Origin of the sequence: Brachybacterium sp. HMSC06H03 (assembly GCF_001807385.1) — a bacterium.
Classification (GTDB): Bacteria; Actinomycetota; Actinomycetes; order Actinomycetales; family Dermabacteraceae; genus Brachybacterium; species Brachybacterium conglomeratum.
On the sequence record NZ_KV788938.1, the window covers coordinates 1 to 24672 of the forward strand.

Annotated in this window: 20 protein-coding genes and 1 pseudogene; 11 read left to right on the top strand and 10 right to left on the bottom strand. The window is 72.2% G+C overall.

Features of this window, described 5'->3' with window-relative positions; all coding sequences use genetic code 11:
- From alaS to HMPREF3159_RS14395, 6 genes are all read right to left on the bottom strand, one after another.
- Positions 1 to 2427: alanine--tRNA ligase (gene alaS, locus HMPREF3159_RS14370; protein ID WP_070501808.1), on the bottom strand; the 2427-nt coding region annotated here is incomplete at its 3' end.
- A 154-nt stretch (positions 2428 to 2581) separates the two neighbouring features.
- Positions 2582 to 3208 (bottom strand): 30S ribosomal protein S4, encoded by a 627-nt coding sequence (rpsD, locus tag HMPREF3159_RS14375; RefSeq protein WP_010551614.1) that lies wholly within the window; start codon positions 3206 to 3208, stop codon positions 2582 to 2584.
- Between the two features lie 132 nt (positions 3209 to 3340).
- On the bottom strand, positions 3341 to 4729 hold the full coding sequence (locus HMPREF3159_RS14380) for a replication-associated recombination protein A (RefSeq protein WP_053915727.1): 1389 nt from the start codon (positions 4727 to 4729) through the stop codon (positions 3341 to 3343).
- Between the two features lie 69 nt (positions 4730 to 4798).
- Positions 4799 to 5905: a quinone-dependent dihydroorotate dehydrogenase gene (locus tag HMPREF3159_RS14385; RefSeq protein ID WP_070501809.1), complete on the bottom strand. Its 1107-nt coding sequence runs from the start codon at positions 5903 to 5905 to the stop codon at positions 4799 to 4801.
- A gap of 92 nt (positions 5906 to 5997) precedes the next feature.
- Entirely contained in the window at positions 5998 to 6459 is a 462-nt protein-coding gene (locus HMPREF3159_RS14390) for a hypothetical protein (RefSeq protein ID WP_070501810.1), read from the bottom strand.
- A complete protein-coding gene (locus HMPREF3159_RS14395; RefSeq protein ID WP_070501811.1) occupies positions 6456 to 6821 on the bottom strand; it encodes a hypothetical protein in 366 nt (121 codons plus the stop codon). The genes HMPREF3159_RS14390 and HMPREF3159_RS14395 overlap by 4 nt, the downstream gene beginning before the upstream one ends.
- Positions 6822 to 6902: 81 nt before the next feature.
- Between HMPREF3159_RS14395 and HMPREF3159_RS14400 the strand changes: the two genes are divergently transcribed.
- From HMPREF3159_RS14400 to sucB, 3 genes are all read left to right on the top strand, one after another.
- Positions 6903 to 8384: a leucyl aminopeptidase gene (locus HMPREF3159_RS14400; protein ID WP_070501812.1), complete on the top strand. Its 1482-nt coding sequence runs from the start codon at positions 6903 to 6905 to the stop codon at positions 8382 to 8384.
- Between the two features lie 147 nt (positions 8385 to 8531).
- Complete coding sequence (lpdA, locus tag HMPREF3159_RS14405) at positions 8532 to 9935, top strand: dihydrolipoyl dehydrogenase (RefSeq protein ID WP_070501813.1); 1404 nt, start codon at positions 8532 to 8534, stop codon at positions 9933 to 9935.
- Between the two features lie 23 nt (positions 9936 to 9958).
- Entirely contained in the window at positions 9959 to 11788 is a 1830-nt protein-coding gene (sucB, locus tag HMPREF3159_RS14410; protein WP_070501814.1) for a 2-oxoglutarate dehydrogenase, E2 component, dihydrolipoamide succinyltransferase, read from the top strand.
- 97 nt (positions 11789 to 11885) lie between these two features.
- Here the strand turns inward: sucB and HMPREF3159_RS17585 are convergent, their stop codons facing one another.
- The gene (locus HMPREF3159_RS17585) at positions 11886 to 13358 is read right to left on the bottom strand and encodes a hypothetical protein (protein ID WP_168165440.1); all 1473 of its coding nucleotides are present in this window, start codon (positions 13356 to 13358) and stop codon (positions 11886 to 11888) included.
- Between the two features lie 81 nt (positions 13359 to 13439).
- Between HMPREF3159_RS17585 and lipB the strand changes: the two genes are divergently transcribed.
- The 3 genes from lipB (at position 13440) to HMPREF3159_RS14430 (ending at position 16013) form a co-directional block, all read left to right on the top strand.
- Positions 13440 to 14138, top strand: coding sequence for a lipoyl(octanoyl) transferase LipB (gene lipB, locus HMPREF3159_RS14420; protein WP_070501816.1), 699 nt, complete (start codon positions 13440 to 13442; stop codon positions 14136 to 14138).
- 61 nt (positions 14139 to 14199) lie between these two features.
- Positions 14200 to 15222, top strand: a complete 1023-nt coding sequence (gene lipA, locus HMPREF3159_RS14425) for a lipoyl synthase (protein ID WP_070501817.1) — start codon at positions 14200 to 14202, stop codon at positions 15220 to 15222.
- 32 nt (positions 15223 to 15254) lie between these two features.
- Positions 15255 to 16013 (top strand): DUF4191 domain-containing protein, encoded by a 759-nt coding sequence (locus HMPREF3159_RS14430; RefSeq protein WP_070501818.1) that lies wholly within the window; start codon positions 15255 to 15257, stop codon positions 16011 to 16013.
- A 252-nt stretch (positions 16014 to 16265) separates the two neighbouring features.
- Here the strand turns inward: HMPREF3159_RS14430 and HMPREF3159_RS14435 are convergent, their stop codons facing one another.
- Positions 16266 to 16700: an RDD family protein gene (locus HMPREF3159_RS14435; RefSeq protein ID WP_070501819.1), complete on the bottom strand. Its 435-nt coding sequence runs from the start codon at positions 16698 to 16700 to the stop codon at positions 16266 to 16268.
- 178 nt (positions 16701 to 16878) lie between these two features.
- Here HMPREF3159_RS14435 and glnA point away from each other — a divergent pair, with 178 nt between their 5' ends.
- The 5 genes from glnA to HMPREF3159_RS14460 all read left to right on the top strand — a co-directional run bounded on the left by glnA (position 16879) and on the right by HMPREF3159_RS14460 (position 22730).
- Complete coding sequence (glnA, locus tag HMPREF3159_RS14440; RefSeq protein ID WP_070501820.1) at positions 16879 to 18309, top strand: type I glutamate--ammonia ligase; 1431 nt, start codon at positions 16879 to 16881, stop codon at positions 18307 to 18309.
- A gap of 141 nt (positions 18310 to 18450) precedes the next feature.
- On the top strand, positions 18451 to 19185 hold the full coding sequence (locus HMPREF3159_RS14445) for a GntR family transcriptional regulator (protein ID WP_070501821.1): 735 nt from the start codon (positions 18451 to 18453) through the stop codon (positions 19183 to 19185).
- A complete protein-coding gene (locus HMPREF3159_RS14450) occupies positions 19182 to 20198 on the top strand; it encodes an ADP-ribosylglycohydrolase family protein (RefSeq protein WP_070501822.1) in 1017 nt (338 codons plus the stop codon). Before HMPREF3159_RS14445 ends, HMPREF3159_RS14450 begins: the two co-directional genes overlap by 4 nt.
- A gap of 40 nt (positions 20199 to 20238) precedes the next feature.
- Positions 20239 to 21711 (top strand): purine-cytosine permease family protein, encoded by a 1473-nt coding sequence (locus HMPREF3159_RS14455; protein ID WP_070501823.1) that lies wholly within the window; start codon positions 20239 to 20241, stop codon positions 21709 to 21711.
- Entirely contained in the window at positions 21708 to 22730 is a 1023-nt protein-coding gene (locus tag HMPREF3159_RS14460; protein WP_070501824.1) for a PfkB family carbohydrate kinase, read from the top strand. The genes HMPREF3159_RS14455 and HMPREF3159_RS14460 overlap by 4 nt, the downstream gene beginning before the upstream one ends.
- A gap of 727 nt (positions 22731 to 23457) precedes the next feature.
- Here the strand turns inward: HMPREF3159_RS14460 and HMPREF3159_RS14465 are convergent.
- On the bottom strand, positions 23458 to 23799 hold the full coding sequence (locus HMPREF3159_RS14465; RefSeq protein WP_070501825.1) for a YciI family protein: 342 nt from the start codon (positions 23797 to 23799) through the stop codon (positions 23458 to 23460).
- Positions 23800 to 23895: 96 nt separating this feature from the next.
- Positions 23896 to 24672 (bottom strand): annotated as a pseudogene (locus HMPREF3159_RS14470) (polyketide antibiotic transporter); the annotation flags it as partial.

Here is a 24672-nt window from a genome sequence, read left to right on the forward strand (position 1 = left end):
GGTGCGCAGGTCGCCGGCGGCGACCCCCTCCCCCGCGTCGTGCAGCAGCACGCGCACGCCGGAGACGTCCTGGGCGCTGTCGACCAGGCGGCCCGCCTCGGCCTGCAGCTGCTGGCCGCGGAGCGTCGCGAGCTGCTTCTCCATGTCCCTCATCCGCTGGGTGAGAGAGCGGACGCGCTCGGGCAGCTCCTCGGCGGAGCCGACCTTCAGCATCTCGGAGAGCTGGGAGACCAGGGCGTGGGACTTGGCCTGGTGACGGTAGGCGGACAGGCCGACGAGCGCGTCGACGCGGCGCACGCCCGAGCCGATCGAGGCCTCGCCCATCAGCTGGACGGTGCCGATCGCGCCGGTGCTCGCGACGTGGGTGCCGCCGCAGAGCTCGCGGGACCAGTCCCCGCCGATGGAGACGACGCGCACGATGTCGCCGTACTTCTCGCCGAACAGCGCCTGGGCGCCGAGCGCCCTCGCCTCGTCGATCGGCATCTGCTCATCGGTGACGGAGAGCTCCTCCTGCAGCAGGGTGTTGACGCGGCCCTCGATCTGCTCGAGCACGGACTTCGGCACGGCCTGGCCGTAGCGGAAGTCGAAGCGCATCCGGCCGGGCGAGTTCTCGGAGCCGGCCTGGGTCGCACCGTGGCCGAGCTCCTCGCGCAGGGACTCGTGGACCATGTGCGTGGCGGTGTGGGCGCGGGCGATCGCCCCGCGTCGGTCGCGGTCGATGGACGCGATGGCGGAGACGCCGGGGGCGAGCTCGCCCTCGACGAGGCGGCCGCGGTGGACGATCAGGCCCTTCACCGGCTTCTGCACGTCGTCGACCTCGACCAGGCCGCCGCCGGTCAGGGCGATGCTGCCCTGGTCGGCGAGCTGGCCGCCGGACTCGGCGTAGAACGGGGTCGAGGCGAGCACGACCTCGACCTGCGCGGGCGCCTGGACGGAGTCGACGAGCGCGCCGTCGACGAGCACGGACTCGACGGTGGTGGCGACGGTGTCCTCGGTGTAGCCGAGGAACGGGACCTCGCCGCCGCGCTCGGAGAGCAGACGGTTGTACAGCCCGGTGTCGGTGTGGCCGGTCTTCTTCGCGGCCGCGTCGGCGCGGGCGCGCTCGCGCTGCTCCTGCATCGCGGAGCGGAAGGCGTCCTCGTCGACCTGGAGCCCGACCTCGGCGGCCATCTCCATGGTCAGGTCGATCGGGAAGCCGTAGGTGTCGTGGAGCTTGAACGCCTCGTCGCCGGGCAGCACGCGCCCGCCGTCGGCCGCAGCGCTCTTCGCGACCTGGTCGAAGATCGCGGTGCCGGTCTCGAGCGTGCGTCGGAAGGTCTCCTCCTCCGCGTAGACGATCTCGGCGATCCGCGGGAAGTCCGCCTCGAGCTCCGGGTAGGACTCGGCCATGAGGTCCTTGGAGATCGGCAGCAGGTGCGGCATCGACGGCTCGGCGTAGCCCAGCAGGCGCAGGGAGCGCACGGCGCGACGGATGAGGCGGCGCAGCACGTAGCCGCGGCCCTCGTTGCCGGGACGCACGCCGTCACCGACGAGCATCAGCGCGCTGCGCACGTGGTCGCCGATGATGCGCAGGTGGACGTCGTCCTCCGCGTCCGCGCCGTAGCGGCGACCGGAGAGCTCCTGCGCCTTCTCGATGACGGGGAAGATCTGGTCGATCTCGTACATGTTCTGCTTGCCCTGCAGCAGGTAGGCGAGACGCTCGACGCCGAGACCGGTGTCGATCGCCTTCTGGTCGAGCTCGCCGAGCAGCTCGTAGTCCTTGCCCTTGCCCGGGCCGCGCAGGAACTGGTCGAAGACGAGGTTCCAGATCTCGAGATAGCGGTCCTCGGCGCGCTCGTCGCCGGGCCACTGGGGCAGGCGGCCGGTGGGGGCGTCGGGGCCGTACTCCGGGCCGCGGTCGTAGTACCACTCGCCGGTGGAGCCGGCGGGGCCGGGCTGGCCGGTGTCCCAGCAGCTCTCCTCCCAGGGCAGCTGCACGATCCGCGCGGGGTCCAGGCCGATGACCTGCACGAGGTGGTCGTAGGACTCCTGGTCCTGCTCCCACAGGGTGATCCAGAGCCGCTCGGGCTCGAGGCCGAAGCCGCCGTCGTCGACGGAGGAGGTCAGCAGCTCCCAGGAGAAGTCGATCGCACCGGTCTTGAAGTAGTCGCCGAACGAGAAGTTCCCGGCCATCTGGAAGAACGTGCCGTGGCGGGTGGTGCGCCCGACGTTCTCGATGTCGTTGGTGCGGATGCACTTCTGCACGCTCACCGCACGGTCGTAGGGCGCCATCTCGGTGCCGACGATGTACGGGATGAACGGGACCATGCCGGCGATCGTGAAGAGGATCGAGGGGTCGTTCGAGACCAGCGAGGTGCTGGGCACGACCTCGTGCGCCTTCTTCTCGAAGTGGGCGAGGAACCGCCGGTGGATCTCGGAGGTGCGCATGGGTGCGGGATGTCCTTCCTGGAGCCGCGTCGGCGGCGCGGCGGGATGCTGTGGGGCGGACGGCCGTGGTGCGGCCGGCACTGCGGACACGAAGGCCCCGGTCAGGGTACCGGAGTACACCCGCCGGGGCCTGTCGCGCCGCGGAGAGGAGAGGTCAGCGCGCGTAGTACTCGACGACCATCTGGACGTCGACCGTGACGGGGACCTCGGCGCGCTTGGGGCGCGAGACGAGCTGGGCCTTCAGCTCGGGCAGCTCGACGGAGAGGTAGGAGGGGACCGACGCGAGCACGTCGGAGTTCCCGCCCTCGGCGGCGATCTGGAAGGGCTCCATGGCCTGCGACTTCGGCTTGACCTGAATGGTCTGGCCGGGCGCGACGCGGAAGGAGGGGCGGTCCACCAGCTGGCCGTCGACCAGGATGTGGCGGTGCACGACGGCCTGGCGGGCCTGGAGGATGGTGCGGGCGAAGCCGGCGCGCAGGACGAGCGCGTCCAGGCGCATCTCCAGCAGCTCGACCATCGACTCGCCGGTCAGGCCCGGCTGCTTCTTGGCGTCCAGGTAGGCGCGGTGCATCTGCTTCTCGCGGAGGGCGTACTGCGCGCGCAGACGCTGCTTCTCCTTGAGGCGGACCGCGTAGTCGGACTCGGTGCGGCGACGGGCGCGGCCGTGCTCGCCCGGGGGGTACGGGCGCTTCTCGAAGTACTTGACCGACTTCGGGGTGAGCGGGAGCCCGAGGGCTCGGGACAGACGCGCCTGGCGGCGCGCACGGGTGACGTTGGTCACGAGGTATACCTCTTGTTCGCGTGTGGTGAATCCAGTCTTGCAGCCGCGGATTCAGCGACCGACTCTACCGCACGCCCCCGTCCGGGTCCATGTCCGACGGGGCTGGTCACACCAGGCTTCCTGTGCAGTGCCTCACGCGCCCGCGCCGGGCGGGGGCGGAGCCTGGTCCAGGATGCGCCGCAGCGCCTCGACCCGGCGGCTCGTGACCTCCTCGTGCCCGTGGCCCTTGGGGTGGTAGTAGCGGGTGCCGACGAGGTCGTCGGGCGCGTACTGCTGGGCGACCACGGCGTGCGGGGCGTCATGGGCGTACTGGTACTCGACCCCGTGCCCGAGCTTCTTCGCTCCCGAGTAGTGGGCATCGCGCAGATGGGCGGGAACGCCCTGGCCCTTTCCGGCGCGGACGTCCGCGATCGCGGCGTCCAGCGCCTTGTAGGAGGCGTTGGACTTCGGGGCGGTGGCGATGTGGACGACGGCCTGGGCGAGCGGTATGCGCCCCTCGGGCATGCCGAGCATCTGCACGGCCTGCATCGCCGAGACCGCGACCTGCAGCGCGGCGGGGTCGGCCATGCCCACCTCCTCGCTCGCGGCGATCACGACGCGTCGGGCGATGAAGCGGGGGTCCTCCCCCGCCTCGATCATGCGGGCGAGGTAGTGGAGGGAGGCGTCGACGTCGCTGCCGCGCATGGACTTGATGAAGGCGCTGGTGACGTCGTAGTGCTGGTCGCCGCCGCGGTCGTAGCGCAGCGCGGCCCGGTTCACGGCCTGGGAGAGGGTGGCCGCGTCGATCTCCTTGGACTCCTTCATCAGGGCCGCGGCGGCGGCCGCCTCGAGGGAGGTGAGGATCTTGCGGGCGTCCCCGCCGCCGAGCCGCAGCAGCGCCTCGCGGGCATCGCCCGTGAGGGTGACGGCGCCGCCGAGCCCTCGCTCGTCGGTGAGCGCCCGGTCCACGAGGGTGTCGAGGTCCTCCCGCGCGAGCGGCTCGAGGGTGAGCACGATCGAGCGCGACAGCAGCGGGGAGATCACCGAGAAGTAGGGGTTCTCGGTGGTCGCGGCGACGAGGGTGACCCAGCGGTTCTCGACGCTCGGCAGCAGCGCGTCCTGCTGCGACTTCGAGAAGCGGTGGACCTCGTCCACGAAGAGGACGGTCTCGCGGCCGACGGTGCGCAGCCGGGAGCGGGCCTGGTCCACCACGTCGCGGATGTCCTTGACCCCGGCGAGGACGGCGGAGACCTCGACGAACTCGCGGTCGCCCGACTGCGCGACGACATAGGCGAGGGTCGTCTTGCCGGTGCCGGGCGGTCCCCACAGGATCACGGAGCTCGGCGCGGTGCGCGAGTCGTCGGTGGAGACCAGGCGGCGCAGCGGGCTGCCGGGCTCCAGCGCCGCGTGCTGGCCGACGATCTCCTCGAGGGTGCGGGGGCGCATCCGCACCGCGAGCGGGGCGCGGTGGTCGACGTTGCGGTCCGACAGGGTGCGCGGCGCGGGCGCATCACCGCCCAGCGAGAAGAGGTCCTCGTCCATCCCTCCAGGGTAGGCCCGGCGTCCGTGCGGGGAGGGCCTCGCCTGCGGTGACTCCCGTGACGGCAGGGCTCAGCGGCGCAGGGCGCGCGCGATCCGGCCGGGCCAGGACGGGCCCTCGTAGATGAAGGCGGTGTAGCCCTGGACGAGGTCGGCGCCGGCGGCGAGCCGCTCGCGGACGTCCTCGGCGGTGGTCACGCCGCCGCAGCTGATGACCACGGCCTCCTCCCCCAGCTCGGCGCGGAGCAGTCGGAGGATCTCGAGGGAGCGGCGGGCCAGCAGCGGGCCGGAGAGCCCGCCGGCGCCGATCCGCGCGATCTCGGCGCGGTCGGCGCACAGCTCCTCGGGCCGCGAGATGGTGGTGTTGGTCGCGATGACGCCGGCGAGCCCCACCTCGGCGGCGAGGCGGGCCACCGCCGTGACGTCGGCGTCGTGGAGGTCGGGGGCGATCTTCACCAGCACCGGCACCTCGCGGCGCAGACGACGGGCGGCGCTGCGGCTCTCGTCGACGACGGCCTCGAGGATCGGGCGGAGCATCTCGACGCTCTGCAGGTCGCGCAGCCCCGGGGTGTTGGGGCTGGAGACGTTGATGGCGAGATAGGAGGCGTAGGGCGCGAGCAGACCGGCGGAGAAGCGGTAGTCCTCGGCCGCGTCCTCGAGCGCCGTGATCTTCGACTTGCCGATGTTCACGCCGATCACCGCGCGCTGGCCGCGCTCGGTGCGTCGGGCCGCGGCGAGGCGATGGGCGAGGGCCTGGGCGCCGTGGTTGTTGAAGCCCATGCGGTTGATCAGCGAGCGGTCCCCCACCAGGCGGAAGGAGCGCGGACGCGGATTGCCGGGCTGCGCCTTCGCGGTGACGGTGCCGACCTCGACATGCCCGAACCCGAGGTCGAGGAACGCGAGCGGGAGCTCCCCGTCCTTGTCGAGACCCGCCGCGAGTCCGAGCGGGGAGGAGTGCTCCGCGTCGAGCACGCGACGACCGTTGCCCGCGGGCCGCATCGGGTCCGGCGTGCCCGTCGCGCGGCGCAGGAGACGCGGCGCGCCCGGGACCGAGTGCGCGAGCGACAGCGCCCGCAGGGTCAGCAGGTGCGCCTGCTCGGGGTCGAGACGGGCGAGCACGTGACGGAACAGGACGTCGTAGGGCCCGCGACGGGCGGCGGTGTCGGTGGTCACGGGCATACGGTACGCGGTCCGGGCCCCGCTCCCCGGGTCCTACGGCTCTTCCGGACGCGCCGCAGGGATCCTCCGGCCGGGCCGCAGGGGCCCGATGGTCAGGTCTCGGGTCGCTTGCGGGCCCCGAGCAGCATGTAGACCAGCGCGAGCACGGGCAGCGCGAGCGGCACGTAGCCGTAGCCCTGGCCGTACACGCTCCACACGGTCGCCTCGGGGAACAGCACGGGGTCGAGCACGGTCAGGGTGCCGACGGCGAACACCCCGATCAGCTCGATCATGACGAGCACCCGGGCGACCCTCGAGCGCCGTCCGCCGCGCACCAGGGCGACGGTCACGGCGATGTAGGTCGCCGCCGCGAGCAGCGAGAGGGAGTAGGCCACCGGTGCGCGGTCGAAGTCCCGCAGCACCTGCACCAGGCTGCGCGCGGTCGCCGAGAGGGCGAAGATGCCGTAGACGGCGACGAGGACGATCTCGAAGCCGCGCCCGCCGCGGCTCCTGACCGCCGCGGGACCGCGTCCGTCGCGGTCCGCAGGGCGGTCGTCGGTGCGCGGTGCGGTCATGCGAAGCCTCCCGGCCAGATCTGGTGGATGCGCATCAGGAGCACGAGGGTCACCGCGCAGGTCACGGCGATCACCACGCTCCCCCAGCGCGTGCGCTCGAAGGCGCCGAGCCAGCCCCCGCCGACGACGAGCATCAGCCCGGTCAGCACGTACCCGTAGAGCGTCACCCGCTCGGGCGGCGGGCCTGCGGAGGTCGCATCGCGCACGCCGAGGGCGATGCCGAGCACGATCCAGCCGATCGCGGTCAGCGCCGCGGCGCCCAGCAGCACGAGGTCGGCGCTGAGATCCTTCGCGGCGTAGTAGATCGCGAGCGCGGCGGTCAGACCGCCCAGCACGGCGACCACGATGCTCAGCAGGCTCATCGGTGCGGCTCCCTCATCGTGCGGTCGGTCCTCCTCCACGGCCGCGGACGGTCGGCCGGGGCCGGGACCTACGATAGGCCCATGCCGATTCTGGAACTGACCGCTGAACCCTTCGTCGACGTCGCCGCCGACGTCCTCGTGCTCCCCCTGGTCGCCGGCGCGGGCGATGCCCCCGCCTCCGTCCCGGGAGCCCCCGAGATCTCCGAGGCCGTCGCGGGCCTCGCCCCCTCCGCCGCGCGCGGGGACCTGCACCGTCTGCCCTCCACCGGCCTCGCCGCCGCGACCACCCTGCTCCTCGTCGGCGTGGGCGAGGAGGATCTCTCCGCCGTCTCCGCCGAGGACCTCCGCCTCGCCGTCGGCGCCGCGACCCGCTCGCTGACCGGCGTCGGCCGCGCCGCGCTTGCCCTGCCCACCGCGTCCGACGCGCAGCGCGCCGCCGCCCTCGAGGGCGCCGCGCTCGGCGCCTATGCCTTCACCGCGCACAAGACCGGCACCGGACAGAAGGCCCCCAAGGGCGCCCTGGCCGAGATCGTCCTGCTCGCCGGCGAGGCCGGGACCGATGCCCTCGAGCCCGCGCTCGAGCGGGCCCGTGTGCTCTCCGGCTCCGTCGACCTCGTGCGCGACCTCGTGAACACCCCGCCGAACCTGCTGCCCCCGGCGGAGTTCGCCCGCCGCGCGGAGGAGCTCGTCGCCGACCTCCCGATCACGATGACCGTGCTGGACGAGGCCGCCCTCGCCGAGGGCGGCTACGGCGGCATCGTCGGCGTCGGCCAGGGCTCGACGCGCCCGCCGCGCCTGGTCCGCCTCGAGTACGCGCCCGCCGGGGCGAGCCGCTCGGTCTCGCTGGTGGGCAAGGGCATCACCTTCGACACCGGCGGCATCTCCCTGAAGCCGGCGGCCGGCATGGACGACATGACCTCGGACATGGCAGGCGCGGCGACCGTGCTCGGCGCGACCGTCGCCGCGGCCCGGCTCGGGCTGGACGTGAAGGTCACCACCTTCCTCGCCCTCGCCGAGAACATGCCCGGCGGCGGCGCCCAGCGCCCCGGCGACGTGGTCACCATGCGCGACGGCACCACCGTCGAGGTTCTCAACACCGACGCCGAGGGCCGCATGGTCATGGCCGACGCGCTCGTCGATGCCGTCGCCGAGGAGCCGGACCTGGTGATGGACGTCGCGACCCTCACCGGCGCGGCCGTGGTCGCGCTCGGCAAGCGCACCGGCGGCGTGATGGGAACCGAGACCGGCCGGTCGGCCGTGGTCGAGGCCGCCGAGCGCTCCGGCGAGCCCTTCTGGCCGCTGCCCTTCCCGCAGGAGCTGCGCGCCGACCTCACCGGTCGCGTCGCGGACCTGCGCAACATCGGCGAGCGTCCCGGCGGCGCGCTCTCGGCGGGCATCTTCCTCAAGGAGTTCGTGGGGTCGACCGAGTGGGCCCACCTGGACATCGCCGGCCCCGCCTTCGCCAGCGCACCGCTGGGCTACATGGGCAAGGGAGCCACCGGGATGAGCGTCCGCACCGTCCTGCAGGTCCTCGAGGACCACGCCGGGGCCGCGGGGGCGTGACGCTCGCCGCATCGACACCCTGACAGTTGCGCGCAACAGGTCCGCCCGGCGCCGCCCGGTGCCCTAGCATGGGGCACGCAGGCGGCGCCGTCGGCCATCCGGGTCCGAATGCGCCGCGGAACACCCAAGACACCGAGGAGCACACAGGTGGCGGACACAACCACTGACCAGTTCGACGTCGTGATCCTGGGCGGTGGCAGCGGCGGCTATGCGGCCGCGCTGCGCGGAGCCCAGCTCGGCCAGAAGATCGCCCTCGTGGAGAAGGACAAGCTCGGCGGCACCTGCCTGCACCGCGGCTGCGTCCCGACGAAGGCCCTGCTCCACGTCGGGGAGCTCGCCGACGCACCGTCCGAGGCCGCCGCCGCCGGCGTGGACCTCACCCTCAACGGCGTCGACGCCGCGAAGGTGCTCGGCTTCAAGGACAAGATCATCGGCCGCCTGTACAAGGGACTCCAGGGCCTGGTGAAGTCCCGCAAGATCGACTACGTCGAGGGCTTCGGCAAGCTCACCGGACCGAACACCGTCACGGTCGAGACCGAGTCCGGCACCCGCACCCTGACCGGCAAGAACGTCATCCTCGCCTCCGGCTCCTACTCGAAGACCCTCCCGGGCATCGACCTCGGCGGCCGCTTCCTCGACTCCGAGACGGCGCTGCAGCTGCCCGAGCTGCCGAAGAACCCGATCATCCTCGGCGGCGGCGTGATCGGCGTCGAGTTCGCCTCGGTGTGGAAGTCGCTCGGGGCGGAGTCCGTGACGATCGTGGAGGGCCTGCCCCACCTGGTCGCCAACGAGGACGAGGCGATCTCCAAGGCCCTCGAGCGGGCCTACAAGAAGCGCGGCATCGCCTTCTCCCTCGGCGTCTTCACCGAGAAGGCCGAGCAGACCGAGACCGGCGTCAAGGTCACGCTCGCCGACGGCAAGGTCTTCGAGGGCGACTACCTCCTGGTCGCCGTGGGCCGCGGCCCGAACACGTCCGGCATGGGCTACGAGGAGCAGGGCATCGAGATGGATCGCGGCTTCGTGCTCGCGAACAAGGAGACCCTCGAGACGAACGTCCCCGGCGTCTACGCCGTCGGCGACATCGTCCCCGGCCTGCAGCTCGCCCACCGCGGCTTCGCCCAGGGCATCTTCGTCGCCGAGCGGATCGCGGGCCTGAACCCCGCTCCGATCGTCGAGTCCGGGATCGAGCGCATCACCTACTGCGAGCCCGAGGTCGGCTCCGTCGGCGTCACCGAGAAGCAGGCCAAGGAGCAGCTGGGCGAGGACAGGGTCGAGGCCTACGAGTACAACCTCGGCGGCAACGGCAAGTCCCAGATCCTCGGCACCACCGGCTTCATCAAGCTGGTGCGCGAGAAGGACGGCCCGATCATCGGCGTCCACATGATCGGCTCGCGCACCTCCGAGCTGATGGGCGAGGCGCTGCTCATCGTCAACTGGGAGGCCTACCCCGAGGACGTCGCCTCCCTCATCCACGGCCACCCCTCGCAGCACGAGGCCATGGGCGAGGCGGCCCTCGCCCTCGCCGGCAAGCCGCTGCACGCCCACGCCTGAGTCTTCCCAGAGGAGAGAACCCCATGTCTGAAACCGTGAAGATGCCGGCACTCGGCGAGTCCGTCACCGAGGGCACCGTCACCCGCTGGCTGAAGGCCGTCGGCGACACCGTCGAGGTCGACGAGCCGCTGCTCGAGGTCTCGACCGACAAGGTCGACACCGAGATCCCCTCCCCCGTCGCGGGGACCATCGAGAAGATCCTGGTCGAGGAGGACGAGGACGCCGAGGTCGGCGCCGATCTCGCTGTCATCGGCGACGGCTCGGGCTCCGCGGACGCCGGCTCCGGCGACTCCGGCGCCGAGGCCGAGGAGGCTCCCGCCGAGGAGCAGGGCGAGGACCTCGCCTCCGACGAGACCGTCGCCCCGTCCACCGACGAGGAGACCCCCGCCGGGGAGTCCGAGAAGCCCGCGGACGCCTCCGGCGATGCCGCCTCCGGCGCCTCCGGCGGCGCGGCCGAGGGCGAGGAGGTGACGATGCCGGCGCTCGGCGAGTCCGTCACCGAGGGCACCGTCACCCGCTGGCTGAAGGCCGTCGGCGACACCGTCGAGGTCGACGAGCCGCTGCTCGAGGTCTCGACCGACAAGGTCGACACCGAGATCCCCTCCCCCGTCGCGGGCACCGTGCTCGAGATCCGCGTCCAGGAGGACGAGGACGCCGAGGTCGGCTCCGTGCTGGCGATCGTCGGCTCCGGCGCCGCCGCGGCCCCGAAGACGGAGGAGCCCGCCGCTCCCGCGCCCGAGGAGCCGAAGGCCGAGGAGGAGCCCGCCGAGGAGCCGAAGGCCGAGGAGAAGCCTGCTGAGGCTCCCACCCAGGAGGCTCCCACCCAGGAAGCTCCGAAGCAGGAGGCTACGAAGACCGAGGCGCCCGCGCCCGCGGCGGCTGCGGCCCCGCAGGCGGCGGACTCCGTCTCCGGCGCGGAGTCCTCCGGCTACGTCACCCCGCTGGTGCGGAAGATGGCGGCCGAGGCCGGCGTGGACCTCTCGAGCGTCAAGGGCTCCGGCCTCGGCGGTCGGATCCGCAAGCAGGACGTGCAGCAGGCGATCGATGCGCAGAAGGCCCAGGCGGCACCCGCCGCCGCGGCCGCTCCTGCCGCCGCAGCCGCCGCTCCCGCGGCGCCGAAGGTCGAGGTCTCCTCGAAGCGCGGCACCGAGGAGAAGATGCCCCGCATCCGCAAGGTCATCGGCCAGCGGATGATGGAGTCCCTGCACGGCATGGCGCAGCTGACCACCGCGGTCGAGGTCGACGTGACCCGCATCGCGAAGCTGCGCGCGAGGGCGAAGGACGAGTTCGCCGCCCGCGAGGGCGCCAAGCTCACCTTCCTGCCCTTCCTCATGATGGCGGCGATCGAGGGGCTGAAGATCTACCCGCAGCTGAACTCCACCATCGATGACGACAGGGTCGTCTACCACGGCTCGGAGAACATCGGCATGGCGGCGGACACCGAGCGCGGTCTCGTGGTCCCGGTCATCAAGAACGCGGGCGACCTGAATCTCGCCGGCCTCGCTCGCCAGATCGGCGACCTCGGCGGCCGGGCGAAGAGCAACAAGCTCGTCCCCGACGACCTCTCCGGCGCGACGTTCACGATCACGAACACCGGTTCGGGCGGTGCCCTCTGGGACACCCCGATCGTGCCCGCCCCGCAGGTCGGCATCCTCGGCACCGGCACCATCACGAAGCGTCCCGCCGTGGTGCAGAACGCCGAGGGCGACGACACCATCGCGATCCGTTCGATGATGTACCTGTTCCTCTCCTACGACCACCGCATGGTCGACGGCGGCGACGCCGCCCGCTTCCTCACCTACATGAAGAAGCGGCTCGAGGAGGGCGCGTTCGAGGGCGAGCTCGGCCTCTGATCCCGTCCCTGCGCGCAGCCATCGGCTGAGCATCGGCAGGGCCCCGGCACCGTCGCGGTGTCGGGGCCCTTCCACGTCCCGGCCCTCCTCGGGCGTCTCACGCGGTGCGCGTCTCGAGGATCCTCCATCGGGCCCCGTCCCAGATCAGCACGAGATCGACCTGCGCCGCACCGCTGTTCGGGGTCTCCTGCACGAGGCCGGAGCCCTCGCGCACCTGGCCGGCCTCGGTCGAGACGAGCACCCGCAGCACGGCCCTGCCGTCCTCGTCGGGCCCCTCGATCAGCTCGGCCTCGTGCACGACGGGGCCGCTGCCCTGCACCTCGTAGCCCTGGTAGGCCGCGCGGATGCGCTCGTCCTCCTCCTGCGCGGCACCGCCCTCGGCGGCGACGGGCACGTCGGAGGCGCCGGTGAGATAGGAGTGGCGGGAGCCCGCGAGCTCCGCCGCCAGCGCCCACGGGTCCTCGATCGCGGGCACCTGCCCCTCCTGCGAGCTGTTGGCGCCCGCAGGAGCTCCGCCGGCGACGGCCGCGGGGGCCTGTCGCGCCGGCTCCGAGCGGTCCACGGTCACGGTGATCGCCGCCGCCGCGCCGAGGCCGAGGGCGAGCACCATCGCCCCGCTGAGCAGGGCGGTGCGCCGATGTCGACGCTCCCCCAGCACCGCGGAGAGCGCACCGCCGGTCCCGCGCCGACGCGAACAGCTGGCGTCGGCTTCGCCCGCGGCCCGCGCCTCCGTCCTCGCTCTGCACAGCCGGGGCGCCGGAAGCGGCGCCACAGATCCTGCGTCGGCCGCGTCGACCTCCTCCCGCGCCACCTCCTGCTGTGCCCCGTCCGGTCGCTCCGGCTCCCCCTGGTCTCCCGGCACCCGCGACGGATCAGTCGGCCCCGCCCCCACGGGGGCGTCGAGGAGACCGGGCAGGTCGAGCGAGGGCGCGCCTCCGCCAGGGAGGGCGTGGACCCGTCGTCGCAGCGTCCTCTCCTCGTCCTCGAGCACGGAGTCGATCCAGTGCAGATCCGCGCTGCGCGCAGCGAGGGACTGCTCACGTCGCAGGCCGCTGAGGTCGAGCACCAGCACGCTGCCGTCGGCCCGGACCCCGAGCCCGCGGCCGCGTGGCGCCCCGAGCACCCAGCCGCGCTCGTGGAGCGCCGCGACGAGGGCGTCGAGCTCCTCCCGTGCCCGGGCCTGCGCCAGCCGCTCTCCCGTCGCGGGTGCACCGCCGTCGGCTGCGCGTCGTCCGCGGCGTCGCGCGAGCGGCGGGGCGGTCTCGCGGATGTACCCGTCCTCCTCCATGCCGATCACGTCCGGTGCGGCGCTGATCCCGGCCACCTCGAGCGCGGCGAGCAGCTGCATCTCCGCCGTGACGGACTCGCGTCCGTCCTGTCCCCGCCATCGCACCCGCAGCGCGTCCTCCCTCCCCGGCGCTCCGAGGCTCTCCTCCTCGCGCCCGGCCGGGTCCCCGGCGGCACCGTCCGGGCCGGCGGGTCCCGGTCCGTCGCTGCCCGGACCGTCGACCGTCGGCCCCAGGACGAACCTGTGGCGCCCTCCGCGCCTGGCGTGCTCCCCCTGATCCATGGCCACAGTGAACCCCACCACGACGCGCACCCCTGCTGTTCATCCACAACGTGCAGGTCGCGGCAGGAGTAGCCTGGAGCGATGCTCGATGTGATCCGTCTCGGCCTCAGCGAGCCGCTCCCCCACGAGGACCGGCATGCACAGTTCGACCTGCCCCCGGGGCCGGTGGACTACCGCGCCGCCTGGGACCTGCAGCGCCGCATCCACGCCGAGGTGGTCGCGGGCGAGCGGCCGGACACGCTGCTCCTGCTGGAGCACCAGCCCGTGTACACCGCGGGCAAGCTCACCCAGGACCACGAGCGTCCCCGCGACGGCGCCGAGGTGGTGGACATCGACCGGGGCGGGAAGATCACCTGGCACGGGCCGCAGCAGCTCGTCGGCTACCCGATCGTGAAGCTCCCGATCCCGATCGACGTGGTCGGCTTCGTGCGCGCCCTCGAGCAGGCGATCATCGGCGTCTGCGCCGGGTTCGGCCTCGAGACCGTCCCGATCGAGGGACGCAGCGGGGTGTGGGTGGCTCCTGAGGGCGAGGAGGAGCGCAAGGTGTGCGCGATCGGGATGCGCGTCTCGAAGCGCGCCACGATGCACGGGTTCGCGCTGAACTGCGCCAACGACCTCTCCTGGGCCCAGAACGTGATTCCCTGCGGGATCGACGACGCCGGGGTGACCAGCCTCAGCCGGGAGCTGGGCCGCAGGGTCCCGGTCGCCGAGCTGCTCGACCCGGTCGCCGAGGCGATGATCGACCTCGTGGCGCACCGCACCTCCGCACGGGCGCTGTGAGCGCCGCGCGCGCAGGCGGGATCGATAGACTTCAGGGACGTCAAGACGAGGAGGCATCACGGTGACGATCGCTGCCGAGGGCCGTCGCATGCTGCGCGTCGAGGCGCGCAACGCCGAGGTCCCCATCGAGCGCAAGCCCGAGTGGATCAAGACCAGGGCCGTCATGGGCCCCGAGTACACGGCCATGAAGCAGCGCGTGCACGGCCAGGGCCTGCACACGGTCTGCGAGGAGGCCGGCTGCCCGAACATCTTCGAGTGCTGGGAGGATCGGGAGGCGACCTTCCTGATCGGTGGGGACACCTGCACCCGGCGCTGCGACTTCTGCAACATCGCCACCGGCAGGCCGATGGCGGTGGACCCGATGGAGCCGTTCAAGGTCGCGCAGTCGGTCAAGGAGATGGGCCTGCGCTACTCGACGGTCACGGGCGTGGCCCGCGACGATCTCGAGGACGGTGCGGCGGGGCTGTTCGCCCGAACCTGCCAGCAGATCCACGCGATGAACCCCGGCACGGGCGTCGAGCTGCTGATCGACGACATCAAGGGCCGCGGCGAGCACCTCCAGCAGGTGTTCGAGGCCAAGCCCGAGGTGTTCGCGCACAACCTGGAGACGGTGCCGCGGATCTTCAAGCAGATCCGTCCCGCCTTCCGCTACGACCGGTCGCTGGACGTCATCTCGATGGGCAAGGACGCCGGGATGATCACCAAGTCCAACCTCATCCTCGGGATGGGCGAGACGGACGAGGAGATCCTGGAGTCGATGCAGGCCCTGGTCGACGCCGGCTGCGACATCCTCACCATCACCCAGTACATGCGGCCCTCGAAGCTGCACCACCCGATCGACCGCTGGGTGAAGCCCCAGCAGTTCGTCGAGCTGTCCGAGGCCGCGAGGGAGATGGGCTTCCTCGCGGTCATGGCCGGTCCGATGGTCCGCTCCTCGTACCGTGCCGGGAAGCTCTGGGCGCAGGCGATGCGCGAGCTCGGCCGCGAGATCCCGGAGAACCTCCGCCACCTCGACTCCGATCAGCCCGCCCGTCAGGAAGCTGCGAGCGTCGTCGCCCGCACCCAGCAGGCCGCCGCGAGCTGACGCTCCGCCGGCCCCGAGAGGACACATCCCCCATGGCTCGCACGTCCGAGACCACGTCCGCCAAGGACGACACGAAGAAGCGCGGCAAGCGCAACGCCGACGGCACGAAGAAGCCCGGTCGCCTCAAGCAGATGTTCGAGGTCTTCAAGTACACGCAGGAGGTCGACGGGTCGACCCTGCCGCTGATGATCCTCGCGGTCGTCGGCGCGATCGCCGTCGGCGTGCTGCTGACCGTGCTGATCTTCGAGAGCCCCTGGTACGGCATCTTCATGGGCCTCGCCGTCGGCGTGCTGATCGCGATGATCATCCTGGCGCGCAAGGCGGAGCGAGCGGCCTTCGACCGCATCAAGGGCCAGACCGGTGCGGCGCTCGCCGCGATGCAGTCGATCCGCCGCGGCTGGAACGTCGAGGACGAGCCGGTGCAGATCGATCCCCGCAGCCAGAAGATGCTCTTCCGAGCCTCGGGACGGGCGGGCATCGCGGTCGTGGCCGAGGACTCCACGGGCATCTCGATGAAGCTGCTGGAGAAGGAGCGGCGCAGCATCCGGCGCGTGCTGCAGCACGACAACGTGCCGGTCCATCAGATCGTCGTCGGCGACGGCGAGGGCGAGGTGCCGCTGCACAAGCTCCCCACCTACATGCAGCGCATGAAGAAGCAGCTGACCAAGCAGGAGTCCGCACAGGTGACCAAGCGCCTGAACGCGCTGCACCGCTCGCTCCGCCAGCAGGTGCCCAAGGGCGTGGACCCGATGCGCGCCCGTCCGAACCGCAAGGCGATGCGCGGCCGCTGACCCGGCACCCGCCCTCTCGGCGACGCCCCCTCCCGCTCCGGCGGGTGGGGGCGTCGTGCTGTGCGCGGAAGGGCTGCCCGTGGGGCTGGGAGGCGGCCGTGACCTTCCCGTTATCTGCGTGACCTTTTCGTGACATTCGACATCGACGCAGGTCAGCGGGATGAAGTGGGGAGGCGTCCTGCGGGTGGACAGGGCGCGTCCAGGGGTGCTGGAGTGCTTTCTCCCGCCGCGCAGGCGAGGCGGCGGACCTCGTCAGAGGGTGACGACCACGGTGCCCGCGACGACGTCGTGCAGGGGCTGGGTGTCGCGGTTCCAGACCACTGCCGGGAGCACCAGCAGCATCAGCGCGGTGCGCACCAGCGCGCGCAGCAGCATCGGGCTGCGGCCGCTGACGGGGACGACCCGCACCCGCAGCAGGAACTGGCCCGGGGTCACGCCGAAAAGCGTCAGGAACAGCACGTTCACCGCCGCGAAGAGGATCAGGTTCGCCAGCGGGTCGCCGCCGAGCAGCAGGGCCGAGATGCCCACGCACAGTCCCCAGTCGACGATCAGCGAGAGGGGTCGGCGCCAGAACGGCGCGACGGCGCCGCGGCCCGTGGCCGGCAGTCCGAGAGCGGAGCCCTTGACGTAGCCGGCCTCCCTTGGCGGGCCGTCCATCCAGGAGCCGAGGTCCTTGCGATCGATCACGGGCGGAGCCTACGCGGCCGTGCTGGGAATCGCCGGGCTCCCCGGGCGCGGGGCACCACTGCCCCTAAGCTTGGTCGCACCCGAGTCCGGGCCCGACGCGGTCCCTCGGCACTCGAGCGGTTCGGCCCCTCGGGGTGAGAAAGCACTTAACGCGCCGCACGGCGCGGATGGAGGAGATGTGTTCAACAATCCCAGCGAGGTCGCGAAGTACATCGAGGAGGAGGGCGTCGAGTTCATCGACATCCGCTTCTGCGACCTTCCCGGCGTCATGCAGCACTTCAACATCCCGGCGAGCACCTTCGACGAGGAGGCCATCGCGGCGGGGCAGCTCTTCGACGGCTCCTCGATCCGCGGGTTCCAGGCCATCCACGAGTCGGACATGAAGCTCGTGCCGGACCTGGAGACGGCGTACCTGGATCCGTTCCGGGAGCGGAAGACCCTGATCGTCAACTTCTCGATCGTGGATCCGTTCACGGACGAGCCCTACTCCCGCGATCCCCGCACCGTCGCGGCCCGCGCCGAGGAGTACCTGAAGTCCACCGGCATCGCCGACACCGCGTTCTTCGCGGCCGAGGCCGAGTTCTACATCTTCGACGACGTCCGCTTCAAGACGTCGGTCAACTCCGGCTTCTACTCGATCGACTCCGACGAGGCGGTGTGGAACACCGACCGCGACGAGTCCGAGTTCGGCGGCAACCAGGGCTACAAGACCCGGCTCAAGGGCGGCTACTTCCCCGTCCCGCCGAACGACCAGATGGCCGACCTGCGCGACGAGATCTGCGCCGTGCTCGAGGGGACCGGACTGTCGGTCGAGCGTGCCCACCACGAGGTCGGCACCGCGGGCCAGCAGGAGATCAACTACCGCTTCAACACGCTGCTGCAGGCGGCCGACGACGTCATGAAGTTCAAGTACGTCGTGAAGAACACCGTGTGGGAGGCGGGCAAGACCGCGACCTTCATGCCCAAGCCCCTGTTCGGCGACAACGGCTCGGGCATGCACACCCACCAGTCGCTGTGGAAGGACGGCGAGCCGCTGTTCTTCGACGAGCGCGGCTACGGCGGCCTCTCTGACATCGCCCGTTGGTACATCGGCGGCATCATCGAGCACTCCCCCTCGCTGACCGCGTTCACCAACCCCACGGTGAACTCCTTCAAGCGCCTGGTGCCCGGCTTCGAGGCGCCGGTGAACATGGTCTACTCGGCCCGCAACCGCTCGGCCGCGATCCGCATCCCGGTCACGGGCTCCTCCCCGAAGGCCAAGCGCGTCGAGTTCCGTGCGCCGGACCCCTCGGCGAACCCGTACCTCGCCTTCGCCGCGCAGCTCATGGCGGGCATCGACGGCATCCGCAACCGGATCGAGCCGCCGGAGCCGATCGACAAGGACCTCTACGAGCTCCCGCCGGAGGAGCACGCCCAGATCCAGCAGCTGCCCGAGTCCCTCGGCGCGGCCCTGGACGCGCTCGAGGCCGATCACGACTACCTCACCGAGGGCGGCGTGTTCCCCGAGGACCTCATCTCGACCTGGATCGAGCTCAAGCGCACCACGGAGATCGATCCGTTCCGCTTCCGCCCGCACCCGCACGAGTTCGAGCTGTACTACGACATCTGAGCCGACAGCGCTCGCGCAGCAGAGGCCCCCGTCCCGCCGTCCGGCGGGGCGGGGGTCTCCGCGTCGGCTCCCGGCGCGCCCCGTCGTCCGCTTCTCGACACGCGCTCACCTCCGACCCCGACATGGTGTACCTGTTTGTACATGTCCATACCGGTTGCCCGCGGCAAGCGTCGCATGATCGTCGAGACTCTCGCCCGTCGCATCCATGACGGCGAGTACGAGCTCGGCGATCGCCTCGAGGGCGAGGTGCGGCTGGCCGAGGAGTTCGGCGTCTCCCGCACCACAGTCCGCCAGGCGCTCGCGGATCTCCAGCATCGACGGCTCATCGCGACCGAGTCCGGACGGGGCTCCTTCGTGATCTTCGACGGCCACCGCCTCGATCAGCAGCAGGGCTGGGCGCAGGCGCTCGCCGAGACCGGGAGCGAAGTCAGCGCCCGGATCCTCTCGATCGACCGCGTCGGCCGCGAGGAGGTCCCCCTCCTGCCGGAGGAGGTCGACCTCGAGAGCGGCGTCGCGATCCGCCGCGTCCGCACCTTCGGCACGGACGACGGGTCCGCGCAGCGGATCTCCTTCGAGTGCGCGACGGTCCCCGCCGTCGACCTGCTCGCCGAGCTGCCGACCACCGGACTCGTCGACGACTCCCTCTCCGCCACGCTCGCCCGCGCGGGCCTCTCCCCCGCGCGCGGCACGCAGCGCGCTGACGTTCACGCGCTGGACGCGCGGGAGGCGGCGATCCTCGACCGCACCGTCGGCAGCCCGTTCCTGCGCACCTCCCGCACGTCGTGGACGGCCGACGGCCGCTTCGTCGAGCACGTCGTCTCGCTGCTGGACCCCGCTCACTTCACCCTCGCCCTCACGTTCGGAGACGATGCATGACCACCTCCCCTGCCCTCACCGCACAGGACCGGGCGCACGGCTCCCTGCTCGGCCTCGCCCTCGGCGACGCGCTCGGGATGCCCACCCAGTCCCTCCCCCACCAGAGGATCGCCGCACTATATGGGCGGGTCGACAGCCTCCTCGACGCGGCCGACGACCAGCCGATCGCCCCGGCCATGCCGGCCGGTTCCATCACGGACGACACCGAGCAGGCTCTGCTCCTCGCCCAGCTCCTCCTGGACGGCGACGGCCACGTGGACCCTCACGACCTCGCCGCCGCGCTCATCGCCTGGGAGCAGGACATGATCGCGCGGGGATCCCGCGATCTGCTCGGCCCTTCGACCAAGGCGGCGCTGGAGAAGCTGCAGGCCGGCGTCCCGGTCGAGGAGACCGGACGCCACGGCACCACCAACGGCGCGGCGATGCGCATCGCCCCCGTCGGCATCGCCGTCGCCCCGGGTGAGGCGCTGCTGGACGTGGTGGTGGAGGCCAGCCAGGTGACCCACCTGACCGGGCTCGGGATCTCCGGGGCCGCCGCGATCGCCGGCGCCGTCTCCGCGGCGCTCGAGGGAGCGGACACCGACGCAGCGCTCGAGGCGGCGCTCGGCCTGGCCGCTCGGGGCGCCTCGCGCGGGAGCTGGATCGCCGGTGCCTCGATCCCCACCCGCGTCCGTGCCTTCCGGGCGCCGCTGCGCGCCCTCGGCCCTGCCGCCCGGGAGGAGTTCCTGCGGGACGTCGTGGGCACCTCCGTCCAGTCCCAGGAGTCCGTCGTCGCGGCGCTGCTCCTGGTCGACCTCGGACAGGACGACCCCCTCGACGCGCTGTGCACCGCCGCCTCGCTCGGCGGGGACACCGACACCGTCGCGGCCATGACCGGGGCCGTGCTCGGCGCGCTGCACGGCGCGGACGCCTTCCCGCCCGCCATGACCGCGCAGGTGCGCGAGGTGAACGGGCTCGATCTCGCTCCCCTGGCCGCGCAGCTGCTCGCTCTGCGCCGCCGCGCCGCCCTCTGACCCCGCCCTCCGAGCACGCCCATCCCCCGAGGAGACATCGATGTCGACCACAGCCCATGGCGGCGAGACCGCCGCCGCACTCCCGAGCGAGCAGGGGGCGCTGGGCGCCCTCGAGCAGCGAGGAATCGAACCCGTCCCCGAGCACGAGCGCACCGGGAGCCCCCTGGAGCTCTTCTGGGTCTGGTTCGCCGCCAACATCTCCGTACTCGGCCTGCCCCTCGGGGTCAGCCTCATCGCGCTCGGACTCTCGGTCGGCCAGTCGATCCTGGTCGCCGTGCTCGGCGCGTTCGGCTCCTTTGCGATCGTCGGCCTGATCTCCATCGCCGGGCGCCGCGGCGGCGCGCCGAGCCTCACCCTCTCCCGTGCGATCTTCGGCACCCGCGGCAACGCCGGACCCACCCTCGTCGCGCTGCTCTCGCGCCTGGGCTGGGAGACCGTCAACACCTCGACGGCGGCGCTCGCTCTGGTCACGATCGTCTCCCTACTCGCTGGGACCGGCGGCGACGCGAAGTCCGCACCGCTCGTCGCGGTGCTCGGCGTGGCCGTGTTCGTCGCGTTCACCGTCGCCGTCTCGGGCATGGGGCATGCGGCGATCCTCGTGGTCCAGAAGTGGTCGACCTGGATCTTCGGCGCGGCGAACCTCGTCATCCTCGCCTTCCTCGTGCTCAATGTGGACTGGGCCGCCGTGATGGCGCTGCCGCACGGCACGACCGCCGCGGTCCTGACCGGCATCGGCACGATCGCCGCCGGCACCGGCATCGGCTGGGCGAACTCCGGCGCGGACATGGCCCGCTACCAGTCCCCGCGCGTCTCGGCCGCGTCGCTGGTCGCCTCCGCATCTGCGGGCGCCGGCATCCCGCTGGTCGTGATGATCTCCATGGGCGCGATGCTCGGCGCCTCGGACTCCGAGGTCGCCGCCTCCGCGAACCCGCTCGACTCCATCCGCGACATGCTCCCGCTCCCCGTCGCCGTCGCCTATCTGGTCGTCTCCTTCGTGGGCCTGCTGCTGTCCAATCACCTCTCCGTGTACTCCGCCGGCCTCACCACCCTCACCCTCGGGCTGCGCGTGAAGCGGGTCCACGCCGTGCTCGTCGACGTCGTGGTGACCACCACCGCATCGCTCCTGTTCCTCCTGGTGGCCGACGGCTTCTACGGCCCGTTCATCACCTTCATCTCGCTGCTGGCGGTGCCGATATCCGCCTGGATCGGGATCTTCCTGGTGGACATGCTGCGCCGACGGACCTACGACTCCGACGCGCTGCTGGACCTCTCCCCGGGCAGCGGCTACTTCTACACCGGCGGCGTGCGCTGGGCGGCCGTGGCGCCCTGGCTGATCGCGATCGTCGTCGCGGCGGTGTTCATGCAGATCACCCCGGGACGGACGCCCTGGTACACGGGACCGCTGTTCGACACCTGGATCGGGCGGAACGGCATGGCCTGGCTGCTCTCACTCACCCTCGCCGCCGTGCTCTACGCCGTGATCGGCCTGCGCTCGATCGTCACCACGCGATGACCGGTCTGCTCACGACCGGGCGGGTGCTGCATGCCGGACAGGCCGTCGTGGACGTGGTGCTGCGCATCCCGAGCGTGCCCGAGCCCGGAGGCGACGTCTTCGCCACCGCGCACCGGCTGGTCGCCGGCGGCGGAGTGAACACGATGACCGCTGCCGCACGGGACGGAGCCGAGGTCGTCTACCTCGGCAGCCATGGCACCGGCCCCTTCGGGGACATCGTGCGGGCGGCTCTGGCCGAGGAGGGCGTGCGCGTCCTCGCCTCCCCGGATCCGCTGGAGGACACAGGCTTCAGCGTCGCCCTCGTGGACGACTCCGCCGAGCGGACCTTCGTCTCCACCCGCGGCGCCGAGGCCCGGACCCCGCTCGCACAGCTCCTCGCCGGCGCGCCCGTCCCCGGCGACGTCGTGTGCGTCTCCGGCTACTCGCTCGTGCACCCCGTGAACCGCGAGTCACTCCTGCGATGGCTGCCGGACCTGGAGGACGGCGTGCAGGTGGTCGTGGATCCCTCCCCGGTGATCGGCGACGTCGACCTGGGGTCCGTGCACGCCCTGCTCGATCGAGCGGACGTCTGGACGACGAACGAGCGCGAGGCCCGAGTGCTGGTGGACCGCCTGGCCGCGCACGCCGAGGATGCCCCGGCGAGGACGGGGACGGAGGCGGCCCCTGCCGGCTCCGAGGCCATGGCCCCCTCCCCCGACGCCGATCTCCTCGCCCTCGCATCCCGGCTGTGCGCCCTCACCGGAGCGGTGGTCCTCCTGCGCGCCGGAGCACGCGGCGCCGTGCTCGTCCGCCCCGACAGAGAGCCGCTCGTGCTCCCGCCCCTCTCCGTGACCGCGGTGGACACCAACGGCGCGGGGGACGCGCACACCGGAGTGCTCTGCGGCCGGCTCGCCGCCGGGGAGCCCCTCGAGGACGCCGCGCGCCGGGCGGGCGCGGCGGCGGCGATCGCCGTGACCCGCCATGGTCCGGCGACCTCGCCGATGACCGCGGAGATCGACGACGCAATGCACTCGCTGTAACACGCCGAACAGCGTTAATGCGCTGTCCCACGGGCGTCACGGCGTGCCCGGATGCAGCCCCGCCCGATCCGTACGAGACCCCCGTCCCGCCGTCTGGCGGGGCGGGGGTCTCCGCGTCGGCGACCCGGAGGGGCTCAGCGGACGGAGCGGTACAGGTACGAGACGACGGCGCCGTTTCCGGGGGCTCCGCGCTCGCCGAACACGCCGGTGGTGACGTAGACGGTGCCGCGCTCGAGCTCCACGTCGGCCGGCGAGGCGGCCTCGAAGAGAGCCGGGCCCTCGTGTGGCCGGGCGAGATCGTGGCGATCTCGTCGCCGAACATCTCGGCGACGAGGATGTCGCCGTTCAGGGCGACGGCGAGGCCCGTCGTCCCCTGCATGCCGCGGTCGGCGACCGCCCGGGCGTGTCCGGAGCGAGGGCTGACCCGATAGACCGTGCTGAGCGGGAAGGCCTCGCCGAGAGCGCCCTGCAGCGTGGAGACGTAGAGCCTGCTGTCCTTCCCGATCTCGACATCGCTCGGGACGGGCTCGGGCGTGTACGACGCGCCGACCACGCAGTCCGGCAGCGTGGCACCCCCGAGCAGAGGATCGCGTCGGCCGCCGCATCGGCGACATAGGCGGTGCCGTGGTCGACGGCGAGGGATAGCGGGCCGACGAATCCGTCGGTGACGACGTCGGGGCCCGAGGATGATGACGATAGGGCCGCCGACGGAGGCGGGTGCTGCGGCTCAGCTCTCCGGGTCGTCCCCGAACACCCGCACCTCCTGGGCGCAGCGGCACGCGACGGCGATCCGACGCGCCCATTCCTGGGCTTCCTCGCGGGTGGCGAGATCGAGCACGGCGAACCCGCCGTCGATGCGGCGGGTCTGCTCGTAGGTCGTCTCCAGCACGCTGCCGCTGCCGGTGACCATCACCGGTGGCACGGACTCGTCGATCCCACCGCCGAAGACCCACACCCCGGCGGCCTTCGCCTCGCGGGCCACGGCATGGGAGTCCTCGGACGCGGCGGCGAGCTCCTCGTCGGACAGGTTCATCGCGCTGCTGGGGAAGGAGATCAGGTATTTCGCCATCGTCGGCTCCTCTCGTCGGCCTCCGCGCCGTCGCGGGGCTCGCCCCCGAGTCTCCCCGCCCTGGGCCGGCGCCGCCACCCCGACCACCACCGGCCCTCAGCCGGCGGCGAGGTCCCGGCGGCGCAGCAGAGCGAGCCCGAGCAGGGCCAGCACCGCGGCGGCGACGCTCATCACCACGAGCGGCATCGCCTCGAGATCCTCGGAGGGCACGAGCGCGATGTGCTGCAGGGGCGAGAGGTCCATGGCCCAGTCGGGCAGACCCAGCATCAGACCGAGATAAGTGACCAGCGCGGTGTACACCACGAGCAGCCAGGCGAGAGGGGCGAGGCGGGACCCGAGCCCGTAGAGGGCGAGCGCGATCGCCGCATACAGCGCGACGGCGGGGAGATAGGTGAGCGCCGCGAGGGTCATCTCGCCGATCCAGGCCGTGTCCTCGGTCGCGCTCCACACGCCGATCCCGACGCCGAGGCCGAGCAGCACCTGCATCGCAGCGGTGCCCAGCAGCACGACCAGGAACCACTGTCCGGCCAGGCGCGCCCGGGAGGTGCCGGCGACGAGCACGCCGGCGAGGCGTCCCGCGGTCTCCTCGGTGCGCATCCGGAGCATCCCGGAGACGGCGAGGGCGACCGGGCCGATCGCGATCATCATCAGCACGAAGGCGGAGAACGATCCGGTGAGGTCGTCGAGCCGGATCGGGGCCATGCCGGCCAGGTCAGGGAGGTTCTCCGCGAAGTCCGTGAGCGAGCTGGCGAGGGAGCCGAAGGCGAGCGCGAAGAGGAACAGTCCGATGCCCCAGGCCAGATGGGTCCCGCCGACCAGCCGGCGGGTGAGGCCGCCCGGGGCGAGCAGCGCCGCCGACGCGGCGGCGCGTCC

Bases quoted from the DNA above. Each gene is read 5' to 3' on its own strand.
- HMPREF3159_RS14460 (WP_070501824.1), top strand. From the start codon at position 21,708: ATGACCGGTCTGCTCACGACCGGGCGGGTGCTGCATGCCGGACAGGCC.
- HMPREF3159_RS14450 (WP_070501822.1), top strand. From the start codon at position 19,182: ATGACCACCTCCCCTGCCCTCACCGCACAGGACCGGGCGCACGGCTCC.
- HMPREF3159_RS17585 (WP_168165440.1), bottom strand. From the start codon at position 13,358: ATGGATCAGGGGGAGCACGCCAGGCGCGGAGGGCGCCACAGGTTCGTC.
- HMPREF3159_RS14455 (WP_070501823.1), top strand. From the start codon at position 20,239: ATGTCGACCACAGCCCATGGCGGCGAGACCGCCGCCGCACTCCCGAGC.
- HMPREF3159_RS14380 (WP_053915727.1), bottom strand. From the start codon at position 4,729: ATGGACGAGGACCTCTTCTCGCTGGGCGGTGATGCGCCCGCGCCGCGC.
- HMPREF3159_RS14395 (WP_070501811.1), bottom strand. From the start codon at position 6,821: ATGAGCCTGCTGAGCATCGTGGTCGCCGTGCTGGGCGGTCTGACCGCC.
- sucB (WP_070501814.1), top strand. From the start codon at position 9,959: ATGTCTGAAACCGTGAAGATGCCGGCACTCGGCGAGTCCGTCACCGAG.
- HMPREF3159_RS14400 (WP_070501812.1), top strand. From the start codon at position 6,903: ATGCCGATTCTGGAACTGACCGCTGAACCCTTCGTCGACGTCGCCGCC.
- HMPREF3159_RS14390 (WP_070501810.1), bottom strand. From the start codon at position 6,459: ATGACCGCACCGCGCACCGACGACCGCCCTGCGGACCGCGACGGACGC.
- HMPREF3159_RS14430 (WP_070501818.1), top strand. From the start codon at position 15,255: ATGGCTCGCACGTCCGAGACCACGTCCGCCAAGGACGACACGAAGAAG.
- lipB (WP_070501816.1), top strand. From the start codon at position 13,440: ATGCTCGATGTGATCCGTCTCGGCCTCAGCGAGCCGCTCCCCCACGAG.
- HMPREF3159_RS14465 (WP_070501825.1), bottom strand. From the start codon at position 23,799: ATGGCGAAATACCTGATCTCCTTCCCCAGCAGCGCGATGAACCTGTCC.
- HMPREF3159_RS14385 (WP_070501809.1), bottom strand. From the start codon at position 5,905: ATGCCCGTGACCACCGACACCGCCGCCCGTCGCGGGCCCTACGACGTC.
- HMPREF3159_RS14445 (WP_070501821.1), top strand. From the start codon at position 18,451: ATGTCCATACCGGTTGCCCGCGGCAAGCGTCGCATGATCGTCGAGACT.